This is a genomic window from Hominisplanchenecus faecis, assembly GCF_020687205.1.
In the GTDB taxonomy this organism is placed as follows: Bacteria; Bacillota; Clostridia; order Lachnospirales; family Lachnospiraceae; genus Hominisplanchenecus; species Hominisplanchenecus faecis.
The window spans coordinates 1-13,093 of the sequence record NZ_JAJEQE010000031.1 but is presented as its reverse complement, the minus strand read 5'-3'; the positions used below and the strand labels follow the sequence as shown (position 1 = coordinate 13,093).

12 protein-coding genes, 1 pseudogene and 1 riboswitch are annotated in these 13,093 nt (G+C 44.5%); of the genes and pseudogenes, 1 reads left to right on the top strand and 12 read right to left on the bottom strand.

What is annotated here, in order from left to right; translation table 11 throughout:
- Nucleotides 1-50: 50 nt before the first annotated feature.
- From LKD42_RS09525 to LKD42_RS09505, 5 genes are all read right to left on the bottom strand, one after another.
- A complete protein-coding gene (locus LKD42_RS09525) occupies nucleotides 51-1,139 on the bottom strand; it encodes an AI-2E family transporter (RefSeq protein WP_248835550.1) in 1,089 nt (362 codons plus the stop codon).
- Nucleotides 1,140-1,179: 40 nt separating this feature from the next.
- Nucleotides 1,180-1,968, bottom strand: a complete 789-nt coding sequence (locus LKD42_RS09520) for an RluA family pseudouridine synthase (RefSeq protein WP_248835549.1) — start codon at nucleotides 1,966-1,968, stop codon at nucleotides 1,180-1,182.
- 22 nt (nucleotides 1,969-1,990) lie between these two features.
- On the bottom strand, nucleotides 1,991-3,178 hold the full coding sequence (metK, locus tag LKD42_RS09515; RefSeq protein ID WP_147632695.1) for a methionine adenosyltransferase: 1,188 nt from the start codon (nucleotides 3,176-3,178) through the stop codon (nucleotides 1,991-1,993).
- Between the two features lie 200 nt (nucleotides 3,179-3,378).
- A riboswitch (SAM riboswitch) is annotated at nucleotides 3,379-3,475 on the bottom strand.
- Nucleotides 3,476-3,489: 14 nt separating this feature from the next.
- On the bottom strand, nucleotides 3,490-4,782 hold the full coding sequence (locus tag LKD42_RS09510) for a UDP-N-acetylglucosamine 1-carboxyvinyltransferase (RefSeq protein ID WP_022117932.1): 1,293 nt from the start codon (nucleotides 4,780-4,782) through the stop codon (nucleotides 3,490-3,492).
- Between the two features lie 308 nt (nucleotides 4,783-5,090).
- Nucleotides 5,091-5,603, bottom strand: coding sequence for a shikimate kinase (locus tag LKD42_RS09505; protein ID WP_022117933.1), 513 nt, complete (start codon nucleotides 5,601-5,603; stop codon nucleotides 5,091-5,093).
- A gap of 68 nt (nucleotides 5,604-5,671) precedes the next feature.
- Between LKD42_RS09505 and LKD42_RS09500 the strand changes: the two genes are divergently transcribed.
- Complete coding sequence (locus LKD42_RS09500) at nucleotides 5,672-7,489, top strand: DUF885 domain-containing protein (RefSeq protein WP_248835548.1); 1,818 nt, start codon at nucleotides 5,672-5,674, stop codon at nucleotides 7,487-7,489.
- A 52-nt stretch (nucleotides 7,490-7,541) separates the two neighbouring features.
- Here LKD42_RS09500 and LKD42_RS09495 read toward each other — a convergent pair whose 3' ends face one another.
- The 7 genes and pseudogenes from LKD42_RS09495 to LKD42_RS09465 form a co-directional block, all read right to left on the bottom strand.
- The gene (locus tag LKD42_RS09495; RefSeq protein ID WP_147632703.1) at nucleotides 7,542-7,928 is read right to left on the bottom strand and encodes a MarR family winged helix-turn-helix transcriptional regulator; all 387 of its coding nucleotides are present in this window, start codon (nucleotides 7,926-7,928) and stop codon (nucleotides 7,542-7,544) included.
- A 77-nt stretch (nucleotides 7,929-8,005) separates the two neighbouring features.
- Nucleotides 8,006-8,866, bottom strand: coding sequence for a 16S rRNA (cytidine(1402)-2'-O)-methyltransferase (gene rsmI, locus LKD42_RS09490; RefSeq protein ID WP_248835547.1), 861 nt, complete (start codon nucleotides 8,864-8,866; stop codon nucleotides 8,006-8,008).
- A gap of 7 nt (nucleotides 8,867-8,873) precedes the next feature.
- Nucleotides 8,874-9,644 (bottom strand): tRNA1(Val) (adenine(37)-N6)-methyltransferase, encoded by a 771-nt coding sequence (locus tag LKD42_RS09485; RefSeq protein WP_022118497.1) that lies wholly within the window; start codon nucleotides 9,642-9,644, stop codon nucleotides 8,874-8,876.
- Complete coding sequence (locus tag LKD42_RS09480) at nucleotides 9,634-10,554, bottom strand: PSP1 domain-containing protein (RefSeq protein ID WP_147632697.1); 921 nt, start codon at nucleotides 10,552-10,554, stop codon at nucleotides 9,634-9,636. The genes LKD42_RS09485 and LKD42_RS09480 overlap by 11 nt, the downstream gene beginning before the upstream one ends.
- On the bottom strand, nucleotides 10,554-11,549 hold the full coding sequence (holB, locus tag LKD42_RS09475) for a DNA polymerase III subunit delta' (protein ID WP_248835563.1): 996 nt from the start codon (nucleotides 11,547-11,549) through the stop codon (nucleotides 10,554-10,556). Before holB ends, LKD42_RS09480 begins: the two co-directional genes overlap by 1 nt.
- 70 nt (nucleotides 11,550-11,619) lie before the next feature.
- Nucleotides 11,620-12,210, bottom strand: a complete 591-nt coding sequence (locus tag LKD42_RS09470) for a nucleoside/nucleotide kinase family protein (RefSeq protein WP_248835546.1) — start codon at nucleotides 12,208-12,210, stop codon at nucleotides 11,620-11,622.
- Nucleotides 12,211-12,553: 343 nt separating this feature from the next.
- Nucleotides 12,554-13,093: pseudogene (locus tag LKD42_RS09465) on the bottom strand (Rpn family recombination-promoting nuclease/putative transposase); the annotation flags it as partial.

Here is a 13,093-nt window from a genome sequence, read left to right as displayed (position 1 = left end):
TACTATCAAATCCTATCATACCATTTTTTCTGGAAATAGAAAAGGTTTTTTTACGCTTCCAGCCATTCCCTGACCACCTCTCTGATAACAAGCAGCATCAGCGGACCAAGCAAAACTCCCGCCGGTCCGAAGATGCAGATCCCCACATATACTACAACTGCGATAACAATGGGATATACGCCCAGCTTTTCCCCTAAAAGCCGTGGCTCCAGGAAATCCCGCGTGCTGTTGGTAATGAGAAAGAAAGTCAGGTAAGCTGCGGCATGAAAGAAGTCCCCGCGAAACAGTTCCAGTGCCGCCCACGGAAGCAGGATCGTCCCTGTCCCGATAAACGGAAGTGCATCCAGAAAACCAATCAGGATCCCGACCAGCAGGGCATAGGAATTCTGCAAAACCCACAGACCTGCCACGCACTCTGCCATCACTGCCGCCATGATCAGAAGCTGTGCCCGAAGCCACAGACCCGCCATCTGCCACAGACGTTCTCCAATCCGCACCAGATGACGAAACGTGCTGTATTTCTGCAATTTCTGACAGATTTCATCATAATCTTTGATGATCAGCAGGACAGCCACAAAGATCACAAAGAGCACACTGAACCATTCTGCGGCAACGACCGCATACCGCACGGAATATCGAAAAACCTGCGTGATATTGACTGCCTGTATTTTTTCCGACATTTTTTCAATGTTCTGATAAACAACCTCCCTGACTGCTTCGCTTTTTATCCCGAATTTCTGATTGAGCAGCACACAGCATCCTTCGATCATCGCTTCCATCTTTGCCTCGTACTGATCAATATGCAGAAAAATGCTGCGAATCTGTGCAAACAGCCGCACACCGAGGAACCACATGCATACGCCTGTTATTCCAAGGATCAGGCTCATCATGCAGAACAAAAGACTCCCTTTTCCTACTTTCCGAAAACACGGATATTTTTGCAGACGGATGGCAGCCGGATTTAAAATCCTTACAATCAAAAAAGCCACCAGAAATGGGGCCACATAGACGAATATATATTTAAAAATGATATATACCGCCATTATGATTCCCACAATTCCGATTGCTTTTCTGATTTTTGTATTCATCTTCGCCGCACCTTCCTTATCCGCTTTTATCGGATTTAGTATGTACGACATAATCTTTTTCATTCTGTTATCCTGTTTTTACCGGATATTGCTATTCTTTGCGGAATTTTTCAAACGCTCCTCCTTCCGGAAGAACGGTGAAATCCATCTGTTTTCCGGTTTTCGGATGCAGGAAACTTAAGCTGTAAGCACAGAGTGCCGGAGTTTCTTTTTCGCGTGTTCCTGTCGTTTTTGCGGATTTTTCGTCGTATTTTTTATCACCCGCAATCGGCATGCCCGCTCCGGAAAGCTGTACACGGATCTGATGATGCCGACCGGTCAGAAGTTCAATATCTACCAGGCTGAGATCCTCTGTTTCTTCCAGGATCGCATAACGCAGTTTGCTTTCTTTTGCACCTTTCGTTCCCTTTGGCACAATATAAGAAGTGTTTGTTCTGCGGTCTCTCTGAAGATAATCAGTCAGTTCCTGATATTCTGCTGCTGTTTCTGTTTCTGTTTCTTTGTATATATCGGCATTTCTACGCACAACTGCACAATATCGTTTCACGACCTGACCGCTGCCCTTCCGGTCTGCAATCTGACTGCTTAAATTGGCTGCTGCCTGTTTTGTCTTGGCAAATACGATCACGCCCTGGACCGGCTGATCTAAGCGATGCACAATTCCAAGATATGGCTCTCCCGTTTTCCCGGACTCTTCCAGCAGATACAGTTTCAGAATGCTGACCATATCTTTGACTCTGGCATTTGCACTCTGAACCGGAACTCCTGCCGGTTTGCGACATACGAGAATATAGGGATCCTCATACAGAATCCCTATATTCCCTACCATTTTGATACATTGTTTCTGATTGCTGTTTTCCGTTTTCATTTCTCCACACATAATTCTGTCTGCCTCAGTCAGATTACAGATATTTTTTCAGTGCATCCACCTTGTCCAGTTTTTCCCATGGCAGATCCAGGTCGTTGCGTCCAAAGTGTCCGTAAGCTGCTGTCTGTTTGTAGATCGGTCTTCTCAGATCCAGCATTTTGATGATGCCGGCCGGTCTTAAATCAAAGTTCTCACGAACGATCTCTGTGATCTTTTCGTCAGAAAGTTTGCCTGTTCCGAAGGTATCTACCATAACAGAAGTCGGCTGTGCCACACCGATCGCATAAGAGAGCTGGATCTCGCATTTGTCTGCCAGTCCTGCTGCTACGATGTTCTTTGCTGCGTAACGTGCTGCATAAGCTGCAGAACGGTCTACTTTTGTGCAGTCTTTTCCGGAGAATGCTCCGCCGCCGTGACGTGCATATCCGCCGTAGGTGTCTACGATGATCTTACGTCCGGTCAGTCCGCTGTCTCCGTGAGGTCCGCCGATCACGAAACGTCCGGTCGGATTTACAAAGAATTTGGTGTTCTCATCTACCAGTTCCTGTGGCAGGATCGCATCAAATACATGTTTTTTGATATCTTCGTGGATCTGTTCCTGTGTTACGTCCGGATCATGCTGCGTAGACAGAACAACTGCATCCAGTCTTGCCGGTTTTCCGTTTTCATCATATTCTACGGTAACCTGAGTTTTTCCGTCCGGTCTTAAGTAAGGCAGTGTTCCATCTTTGCGGATCTTGGTCAGCTGGCGTGCCAGTTTGTGTGCCAGTGCGATCGGATAAGGCATGTATTCTTCGGTTTCGTTTGTTGCAAAACCGAACATCATACCCTGGTCACCTGCACCGATTGCCTCAATCTGATCATCGGTCATCTTGTGTTCTTTTGCTTCCAGTGCTTTGTCTACGCCCATAGCGATATCGCCGGACTGCTCATCGATTGCTGTGATCACACCGCAGGTATCAGCATCAAAGCCATATTTTCCTCTGGTGTATCCGATCTCACGGATCGTATCTCTTACGATTTTCTGGATATCAACGTATGCTTTTGTGGTGATCTCACCCATAACCAGTACCAAACCGGTTGTTGTTGCTGTCTCGCATGCTACACGGCTCATCGGATCCTGCTCAAGCAGTGCGTCCAGAATCGCATCAGAAATCGCGTCGCACATTTTGTCCGGATGTCCTTCTGTTACAGACTCGGATGTAAATAATAATTTCTCCATTTGTCTCTCCTTTTTTAATAAATGAATGTATGATGCCTTTGAACTGTATGGAATTTTTACGATTCTGACATCGGTAATTTTATAGTTCCTGATAATATGAAACTACATGGTTTCTTTTTATAATCCCACAGAATGGTTTTCTGTAGAACGAAAAAAGATCCACAAAAAGCGGACCTCTTATTCCAATGATAAGTTCAATCCTCTTATTGTTCGAATACTCGCTCAGGTTGGCACCTTCCTTTAAGGGGTTGCCGTGACTTCACAGATCCTATGTATCTCCATCACTCTGAATAAGAGAAGCTATTTAATTTTCAACCAACTCTCAGTTTGAATTTCTGAATTTCCTTTTCGGTGCTAACTCGTTCAATCTCAGCACCAAGGCTGCGGAGCTTGTCTTCAAAACACTCATATCCACGCTGAATATAAACAATATCATCGACAACGGTGACACCTTCTGCTGCCAGTCCGGCGATCACCAGTGCTGCTCCGGCTCTCAGATCCGGTGCGCTGACTCTTGCTCCTGTAAACCCATCGGTTCCATAGATAATAGCAGAATTGCCTTCTACTTTAATCGTCGCACCCATTCTGGTAAGCTCGTCCACATATTTGAAACGATTCTCAAAAATGCTCTCGGTCACGATACTGGTACCGTGTGCCAGAGCCAGGGCAACTACGATCTGCGGCTGCATGTCGGTCGGATACCCCGGATACGGCAGTGTTTTGACGTTTGTGCTATTTAAACGTTTAGATGCTACCACACGCACAGCATCGTCAAATTCTTCTACCTCACAGCCGATCTCGACAAGCTTTGCTGTCGTTGCTTCCAGATGTTTCGGGATGACATTTTTAACCATGACATCGCCTCTGGTCGCTGCTGCTGCAAACATAAAGGTTCCGGCTTCGATCTGGTCAGGAATAATGGAATACTCTGCCCTGTGAAGCTTCTGAACACCGCGGATACGGATCACATCGGTACCGGCACCTTTGATATTGGCACCCATGCTGTTCAGGAAGTTCGCCACATCGACAACGTGCGGCTCACGTGCTGAATTCTCGATGATCGTGTATCCCTCTGCCATAGATGCTGCCATCATGATGTTGATCGTCGCACCTACGGAAACCATATCTAAATAAATATGTGTTCCTTTCAGCTTTTCTGCCTCTGCAACGATGGAACCGTTTCGGATACTCGTTGTCGCTCCCAGTGCTTTGAATCCTTTCAGATGCAGGTCGATCGGTCTGCTGCCGATGTTGCATCCGCCCGGAAGCGGTACTTCTGCTCTTTTATATTTTCCAAGAAGTGCTCCCAACAGATAGTAGGAAGCTCTGATTTTCTTAATAAACTCGTAATCTACACTTACCTGACCGATCATAGAACCATTGATAGCCACTTTATGGCGGCTGATCCTGTCAACTCTGGCTCCGATCACACTGATCGCTTCGAGCAGGACATTGATATCCTGGACATCCGGAAGATTATCGATCACCACGGTCTCATCTGTCATAATCGCCGCTGCCAAAATACCAAGTGCCGCATTTTTCGCTCCGCCGATTTCAACTTCGCCCACCAGGGGATTGCCGCCTTTAATTACATACTGTTCCATAGACACCTCTATTATTAAAATATACTCTCTATCTCTGATGCATCCGTTATCGCTCTGCATCATTATCATCATTTTTCAAATTGCTTTTTTTACTTTTTAACGAAATTCTGTAAACGTCCGGAAATGACGTAAACACCTGCGAATATGTGCCGAGGACAAAAAGCGATTCCCCTAACATCATAATTTTTATTATACCACAAACTTGGTGTTTGTAAACAAAAATTAAGATTTCAGTAAAAAGCAACGAAGATACATTTCAGGAACCGTGGATTTTAGCTATATTCTCCGTAACATTCTTGTAACAACCGCTATTTTCTGCTCCTATATCGCAAAACCACCTGTTCCATCGTCTCTTCCACGCTCATGTTCGTTTCATCGACGGTGATATCAGCATATTTTTCATAAAGTGGAATGCGTTCTTCATAAAGGCTCTGCAAGGTCTGGCCTTCCTGAAGTGCGACACCTCTGCACCGCAGGTCACCGAGTCGCTCCTCCAGCTCCTCGCAGGTCAGTTTCAGATAAACGACCGTTCCGATCTCTTTTAAATGCTGCATCGCAGAATCTCTGTATACAACACTTCCGCCGGTTGCGATCACGCATCTTTCTGCCTCAATGGAAGCATTGACGCGTGCTTCAATATCAAGAAATCCTTCCGTACCAAATTCTTCGATCAGTTCCGGAAGCCTCTTTCCTTCCTGACTCTGGATCTCCAGGTCGGAATCAATAAAACGATATCCCAGTACTTTTGCAAGCACAACACCAACGGTGCTTTTTCCTGAACCCGGCATGCCGATCAGGATGACATTTTTTGAACTCTTCATTTCTTACCACCTGCCTGTTTTTTCATAACTGTATCACAGCAGATATGGTTTGTAAAGATTGCTTCTTAATGGCACATATTTTTTCCCTTCTGCACGTACATTGTAAAAAACAGTTCAGGTATCTGCCTATGTCCTCCTTTCTTTCCAGACTTCGCAGGCACAAACTTCTGCTTGCTTTTCTTCCTGCTCTTATCTTTCTCTTTTGTTCTGTTTTTTATTATGAAATCAATCATTCTTTTGTCGCTTTCTGTGATACAGTCTTTCGAAATGAAATTACAGAAAATACTTTAAATCTGCACTATACACTGGAAAACCCGGAAATTTTAAATCTTTCTGATCCGGATGTTTCGTTTGGTTCCATGAACCCGGAAGTTCTCGCAGATTCTTTTTCACAGCAGAATATTTATCTGGAAAAACTTTTCAAGTTTCCCAAAGATTGGCTTTCCACAAAAAACCGTCTCACTTATGATATTTTAACAAGTGCTTTTTCGTTACAGGCAGAGGGTGAAAAATACCTGCTTTACGATGAGCCGCTCGGTCCGTCTCTCGGCACACAGGCACAGCTGCCGGTTCTGCTTGCAGAATACAGTTTTCATAATAAAAAAGATATTGAAACGTATCTGGCTCTTCTTTCCGGGCTTCCGGAATACTATGACAGCATTCTGCAGTTTGAACGTACCAAATCAGCTGCCGGACTTTTCATGGATGCTTCTGTCGCTCAGGGCGTGATCGACCAGTGCGATGCTTTTCTTAAGACCGGCGATCAGAATATTCTGTTTACCACTTTTGACAGCCGCATCGCCTCTCTTAATTTTTTAAATGAAACCGAAAAAGAGAAATACTGCTCTTTGAATCGGAAAGCCCTTGCCTCCTATGTTATCCCGACTTACCGGAAACTTTCCAAAGGGATTTCTGCGTTAAAAGACAGCAGCAAAAACACTCTCGGTCTTTGTTATCTTCCGGATGGCAAAAATTATTATGCTTATCTTGTCAAAGACACGACCGGCTGTTATGACAGCGTGGAAACGATTTTTAAAAGAATCCAGTCACAGCTCGTAAAAGATATCCACACGCTGCGTCAGATCGCACAGAAAAATCCACAATTATTTTCCGATTCCGGGGATGAAACGCTGAAAACGGTGAATGATCAGATTTCTTCTGATCCAAAGGCGATTCTGAATGATCTGAAACGGAAAATGGCAGAGGATTTTCCGGAAATCGCGGACGTGACATACGAAGTCAAATACGTTGAAAAAGCTCTGGAAGATTATTTAAGCCCGGCTTTTTATCTGACCGCACCGCTCGACAACCGCAACCAGAATGTCATCTACATAAATCCGAAAATCGGTTACCGTGGACTGGATCTCTATTCGACACTTGCACACGAAGGTTATCCTGGCCATCTGTACCAGACGATTTTCTCGAACGACTCCGGTATCCGCCCTGTCCGCAGTCTGACAAATTTCGGTGGTTATGTGGAAGGCTGGGCAACCTACGTGGAAATGCAGTCATTTTCTTACGGATGTTCTGATACTATCATTGCCGAAATCTATCGCCTGAACCGTTCTTTAAACCTCGGCATCTCTTCTTTTCTTGATATTCTGATCCATTATTATGGATATGACCGCTCGCAGACGGCAAAGGTTCTTTCGCAGTTTGGCTTAAATGGAGAAGGGACTGCCGATGCCTTTTTCAACACCATTTTGGAGGCTCCTGCAAACTATCTGAAATACTATGTTGGCTATCTTTGTTTTGAAGATTTAAAACAGGCAGCCCTGAAAAAAGAAGGTGCTTCTTTTTCTTTGAAAAATTTCCATAAAAAAATACTGGAAACAGGTCCGTGCCTATTTCCAGTATTGTATAAATACGTTCTGCAAAAATCATAATGAATTTTGCGGTTATTTCCATGATGCCAGGGTCTAAAGGTCAAAATGTCGTTTACTGCTGATACTGCTCAAAAAAGCCGATCAGATTGGTGAGTGCCTGTGCCAGCACTTCTTCTTCCTGTTCACTCATATTTGCAATCGTCGCCTTGATCATTTTGTCGTGAAAGAGGCGATGATGCTCATATGCTCTCCGGCCTTTTTCGGTAAGAGAAATCAGCACGACCCTTCGGTCTTTTTCGCTGCGTGTACGATTTACATAACCTTTTTTTACAAGATTGTTAACCGCAATCGTCAGCGTTCCGACCGTAACAGAAAGTTTTTTGGCTACGAAAGACATATTTCGCGGTTCATCAATGCCGATTGCCTCGATGATATGCATATCGTTATTGGAGATCTCGCTGAATTCCCCCGTCCGGATCGCTTTCTCTTCCAGTGTCATAATATCATGGAATAATCGAACCAGAACATTATTTAACGTGTCGTATGTCGTACTCACAGCTTTCCTCCTTCTGCTTTTCAGGCTTTGTCTCTGTCAACTAATTCCCGGTAGACATCTCTTTTTCCGACTCCGCGGTCTTTTGCTACCTGTTTCATCGCTTCTTTTTTATCCATGCCCTGATCCAGGTATTTCTGCATATGTTCTTCGATGTCCATCTCTTTCCAGGCTGCCTGACTTTCCTCTTTCATCTGCTGCCGGCTTCTGCCCTCGAGCACCAGTACACATTCGCCTCGCGGTGCTTCCGCTTCATAGTACGCCACTGCCTCTGAAAGTGTCGTGGTAAATGCTGTCTCATGCTTTTTCGTCAGTTCCCGCAGAACCGTCATTCTGCGGTCGCCAAGTGTTTCCAGAAGTTCTTTTAAGGTACGCACCAGCCTGTGCGGTGCTTCGTAAATGATGATCGTCCTGGTCTCATCTTTTAATTCTTCCAGAACTTCCTGTTTTTCTTTTTTATCCGATGGAAGAAATGCCTCAAAACAGAAACGTCTGGTGGATAATCCGGAAAGTGTCAGTGCCGTCACGCAGGCACAGGCTCCCGGAAGGGAAGTCACCTCAACACCGTTTTCATAGCACAGACGCACTAGATCTTCACCCGGATCGGAAATGCCCGGCGTACCGGCATCGGTGATCAGGGCGATGTCTTTCCCTTTTTTCATTTCTTCTATTAAAACATAGGCTTTTTCGATTTTATTGTATTCGTGGTAACTCGTCAGCGGAGTATGGATATCAAAATGATTTAAAAGCCGGATGCTGTTTCTGGTATCCTCCGCCGCGATCAGATCGACCTCCTGAAGCACTCGCAGAACACGCATCGTAATGTCTTCCAGATTTCCGATCGGAGTTGCACACAGATACAGTTTTCCCTGATTTTCGCTCATATATTTCTCACCTTTCCGAATGCTCTTTGACCCTGGCATCATTGTATCCGTAAATATCATAAATCTGCTTTGTATACACACCCGGTTTCTCATACACGATCAGCGGCGGCTCACAGGTGATCCTTGATTTTGCACCTTTCATGGCTTCGATCAGGACCATGTTCGGTTCTTTATCGATATACGGATGCACCATCTGCATTCTCTTTGGCTCAAGTCCGTACTTCACAAGCAGATAAAAAATCTCCGCCAGCCGGAACGGTCGATGTACCAGATAAAACTTTCCGCTGTTTTTCAGAAGTTTTGCTGTCTGGACGATGATGTCCTCCAGCGTGCAGTAAACTTCATGCCTTGCGATCATTTTTGCATTATCCGGATTGACCAGACCGTGATGCTCGATCATATACGGCGGATTACTTGTGACTACATGAAAAGAAGCCGAAGCAAACAATGTCCCGGCCTCCTTGATATCGCCTTCTACAATAGAGATTCGCTCTTCCAGATGATTATACCGAATGCTTCGCATCGCCATATCCGCACTCTCATGCTGTATCTCAAGACCGGTAAAATGTCCGGCTTTTGTCTTTGCCGCCATCAGGATCGGGATAACTCCAGTCCCGGTACCGATATCCAGAACGTTATCTCCCGGCTTTGCCTTTGCGAATCCGGAAAGCAAAACCGCATCCATTCCAAAACAGAATTTTTTCGGATTCTGGATGATATGGTACCCGCTTCTCTGCAGATCATCCAGTCTCTCATCCGGATACAGTTTAATTGTCATTTAGTTTTGATTTTCCTTCCTTTTTCTCCATTGCTTCGAGTTTCTTCAGCTCTCTTTCTTCCTGTTTCCCTGCCCCGCCGTTTTTTTCTTTTCTTCTGCGAGGTTTGAACTTGAGCTGTTTGACATCGTATTCACGGATCTCTTTTTCGTCCCCGACTTCCACAACCACTTTTACGGTCTGACGAAGCACGTTGACACTGTGTACTTCTCCTTTTAAACCGTCCTCAGTCGTCACCGTATCATTGACCGCCGGCAGACGGCTGTTCAGATACTCGTAAGTCTCCTCTTCATTTTTCAGGCAGCACATCAGTCTTCCGCAGACACCGGAGATCTTGGTCGGATTCAGTGAAAGATTCTGCTCTTTTGCCATCTTGATTGAAACCGGTGCGAACTCAGATAAGAATGTATGGCAGCAAAGCGGTCTTCCGCAGATGCCGATACCTCCAAGCAGTTTTGTCTCATCCCGCACACCGATCTGACGAAGCTCGATACGTGTCTTAAATACGGATGCCAGATCTTTTACCAGATCACGGAAATCGATTCTGCCGTCCGCCGTGAAATAAAACAGGACTTTGTTGTTATCAAACGTATATTCTGCATCGATCAGCTTCATATCCAGCTTATGTTTGCGGATCTTCTCGGCACAGATACGCATAGCATCCTTTTCCTTTGCCAAATTGCGTTCTACTCTTGCATCGTCATCCGGTGTTGCGATACGCATAACGGCTTTCAGCGGCTGAACTACTTCGTCATCCGGAATCTCCTTTGGATTGGCTACGACGCTGCCGTATTCGATTCCTCTTGCTGTCTCAACGATCACATGGTCTCCCTTTTTGATCGGCAGTTTTTTCGGATCAAAGTAATAAATCTTCCCGGCCGTGCGAAAACGGACACCAACAATTTTTATCATTATACCAAATTCTCCTTTATAAGAAGAAACAGCAGTTCCATGGTCAGATCAAAATTAACGTTTGCATTCAGACGCGTTTTCGCTGTCTGGAGTCCCCGCAGAATATTTTCGATACCTTCGTAGGAACTTTTATTGATCTGATCGGTGATCACATTCAGCTCATCTTTAAAAATAAGCCCATTGCTGTCTCTTGTCGCTTTAAAATACAGGATGTCACGATACCACACCGCCAGAAAATCCAGATAATCCTGAATATCAATCTTAAATTCGGATACGGATTTCACCGTTGCGATAATATCGTTGATCTCCATCTTAGATACATTTTTCAGCAGATGAAGTGCTGAATTTTTGATTTCATTAAAGCTGTCCGATGTTGCCAGCTGTACGGCTTTTCCGATATTGCCCTGTGCAAATGCCACGCAGACATCCGCCTCATAATCCGGCACCTGTACATGCTCCATCAGATACTGCTTGACTTTATCGTCTGCGACCGGTTTCAAAGAAAGCATAACGCATCTTGATAAGATGGTCGGCAGAAGTGCTGATGCATTGTTTGCAAGCAGCAGAATCACTGCATATGCAGGCGGCTCCTCGATTGTCTTCAGAAGTGCATTCTGTGCAGCCGCTGTCATTTTCTCCGCATCCGGTACGATATAAATTTTATATTTTCCACTGTATGGTTTGACCAGTACATCGTTCACGATCTGTTGTCTCACATCATCCACGCTGATGCTGTTCGGCTTTTCATGCATCAGATGTATAATGTCAGGATGGTTGCCGCTCCGTGCCTGTACACAAGAATGGCAGCTGCCGCAAGGCTCTGTGCCTCCCTTTTCACACTGCAGTGTTTCTGCAAAAACATCCGCAAGCAGCTTCTTGCCGCATCCCTTTTCTCCACTTAATATATACGCATGGGACACCTTCCCAAGTTTCATCGCACTTTTCAGATGCGTAACAATCTGCTCATGTCCTACGATTTCCTCAAATCCAGGCATATGCTCACCCCTCTCTGATTTTATCATTCGTATACCCAATGATTTTCTATTATATCATAAATAGGCGGCTTTACCTAGAGTTTTCTGAAATAAATACTGCAATTTCCTCCACGCACTTCTGCAATTCTTTATTTTGAAAACGCTTTTTTATTCCTGCTCTGGTCAGATTTTCTTCGGAAAAATCGGCATTATCCGCAAGAAATCTCCGGCAGAGTTCATCATAATTTGGCTGATTCTGTCTTCGTTCCCGCTCAAGTGCCCGTGCAAGCCGTTCTCCGTTTTCCACTTCAATATAGATCGCTACAAGTTTCTCCTCTCCGTAATAATCCCTCAGTTTTTCATAAGATACCAGCGTTCCGATCGCCAGATAATTTTTATTCTTTAAATCCGTCTGTTCATCATCCACCGTAAAATATTTCCAGACTCCGCCAACAACCTGATAAGCTCTCAGTTCGATTACTTTGCCTGCCTTTTGCAGTTCAAGAAGCCTTGCCTCATCTACAAAATGATACTGTACACCATCCGTCTCATTTGCCCTTGCCGGTCTTGTTGTATACAGCACGATCTGATGTAGTTCCAGTTCTTTTTTCTGTATGATCTTTTCAAAAATTGTATCTTTGCCAGATGAGCTTTTCCCCATCATATAAAATATTTTTCCCATTGTCTGCTCTGTTCCTTTTTCTTTTGTATTTATTTTAACCGCTGACGGATTTTTTCACAAGCAAAATCTTGAACTTCTGGATCTCTGAACTGACTCCGACAAGCCAGACACTCCATAGCCGAAACCGGACACAAAACCAAAGAAAGTTTACAGAAACTTGAGTAAAGCAAAGAAAACCTCTGCTGTAAGATAATTTTCAAAACATTATCTTTTCTCTTCTCTATGGAAATGCAAAAAGCAGATCAGGGATATCGTTTTCCTGATCCGCTCTCCTGATAAAGCAATCCTATTTCATCATCGAATCCATTTATTTCTCTATCATCAACTTTCAGTGCAAAAAATTTTACTGTTCCAAACTCACATCTTCTGGTAACTCTGCAAGTTTCCTGGCTTTTTTCTCATCAAAACCTTCTCGGCACAAATTCCTGTATACCAGTATTTTGCCTTCGATCTTGCCTTCGATTTTTCCCTCTGTTCTTCCTTCACTCCTGCCAATTTCGATTCCCTTGGCAATACCCATTTGCTCTAACCTTTCTGCCACATCACACATACTGTGCACCCCTTCCTTCTTTTTCCTGAAAATTTCCTCATAACGTCTATCTCCTGTCATGACCTGCAAAAGCTTCAGCACTTCATCCACATGCCGGATCTCTGTTGGATCATCCGGGATATAATCTTTGTTTTTTCTTTTCTGTACAAAAAAATTTGCCACCACTTTGAAGTCACTGCGGAAGTGACTGATCTGCTCTTCTGTCAGCCATGCAACCTCAAAGACATGCATCTGGTAATCATTCACATACATATCCAGACATCTTGGGATTTCCATCAGTTCTTTGATCTTTTTCCTGCTGTTCCAATGTCTGTCCGTCCCAAAATATAACAC

Bases quoted from the DNA above. Each gene is read 5' to 3' on its own strand.
- LKD42_RS09525 (WP_248835550.1), bottom strand. From the start codon at position 1,139: ATGTCGTACATACTAAATCCGATAAAAGCGGATAAGGAAGGTGCGGCG.
- LKD42_RS09520 (WP_248835549.1), bottom strand. From the start codon at position 1,968: ATGTGTGGAGAAATGAAAACGGAAAACAGCAATCAGAAACAATGTATC.
- metK (WP_147632695.1), bottom strand. From the start codon at position 3,178: ATGGAGAAATTATTATTTACATCCGAGTCTGTAACAGAAGGACATCCG.
- LKD42_RS09510 (WP_022117932.1), bottom strand. From the start codon at position 4,782: ATGGAACAGTATGTAATTAAAGGCGGCAATCCCCTGGTGGGCGAAGTT.
- LKD42_RS09505 (WP_022117933.1), bottom strand. From the start codon at position 5,603: ATGAAGAGTTCAAAAAATGTCATCCTGATCGGCATGCCGGGTTCAGGA.
- LKD42_RS09500 (WP_248835548.1), top strand. From the start codon at position 5,672: ATGGCACATATTTTTTCCCTTCTGCACGTACATTGTAAAAAACAGTTC.
- LKD42_RS09495 (WP_147632703.1), bottom strand. From the start codon at position 7,928: ATGACACTGGAAGAGAAAGCGATCCGGACGGGGGAATTCAGCGAGATC.
- rsmI (WP_248835547.1), bottom strand. From the start codon at position 8,866: ATGAGCGAAAATCAGGGAAAACTGTATCTGTGTGCAACTCCGATCGGA.
- LKD42_RS09485 (WP_022118497.1), bottom strand. From the start codon at position 9,644: ATGACAATTAAACTGTATCCGGATGAGAGACTGGATGATCTGCAGAGA.
- LKD42_RS09480 (WP_147632697.1), bottom strand. From the start codon at position 10,554: ATGATAAAAATTGTTGGTGTCCGTTTTCGCACGGCCGGGAAGATTTAT.
- holB (WP_248835563.1), bottom strand. From the start codon at position 11,549: ATGCCTGGATTTGAGGAAATCGTAGGACATGAGCAGATTGTTACGCAT.
- LKD42_RS09470 (WP_248835546.1), bottom strand. From the start codon at position 12,210: ATGGGAAAAATATTTTATATGATGGGGAAAAGCTCATCTGGCAAAGAT.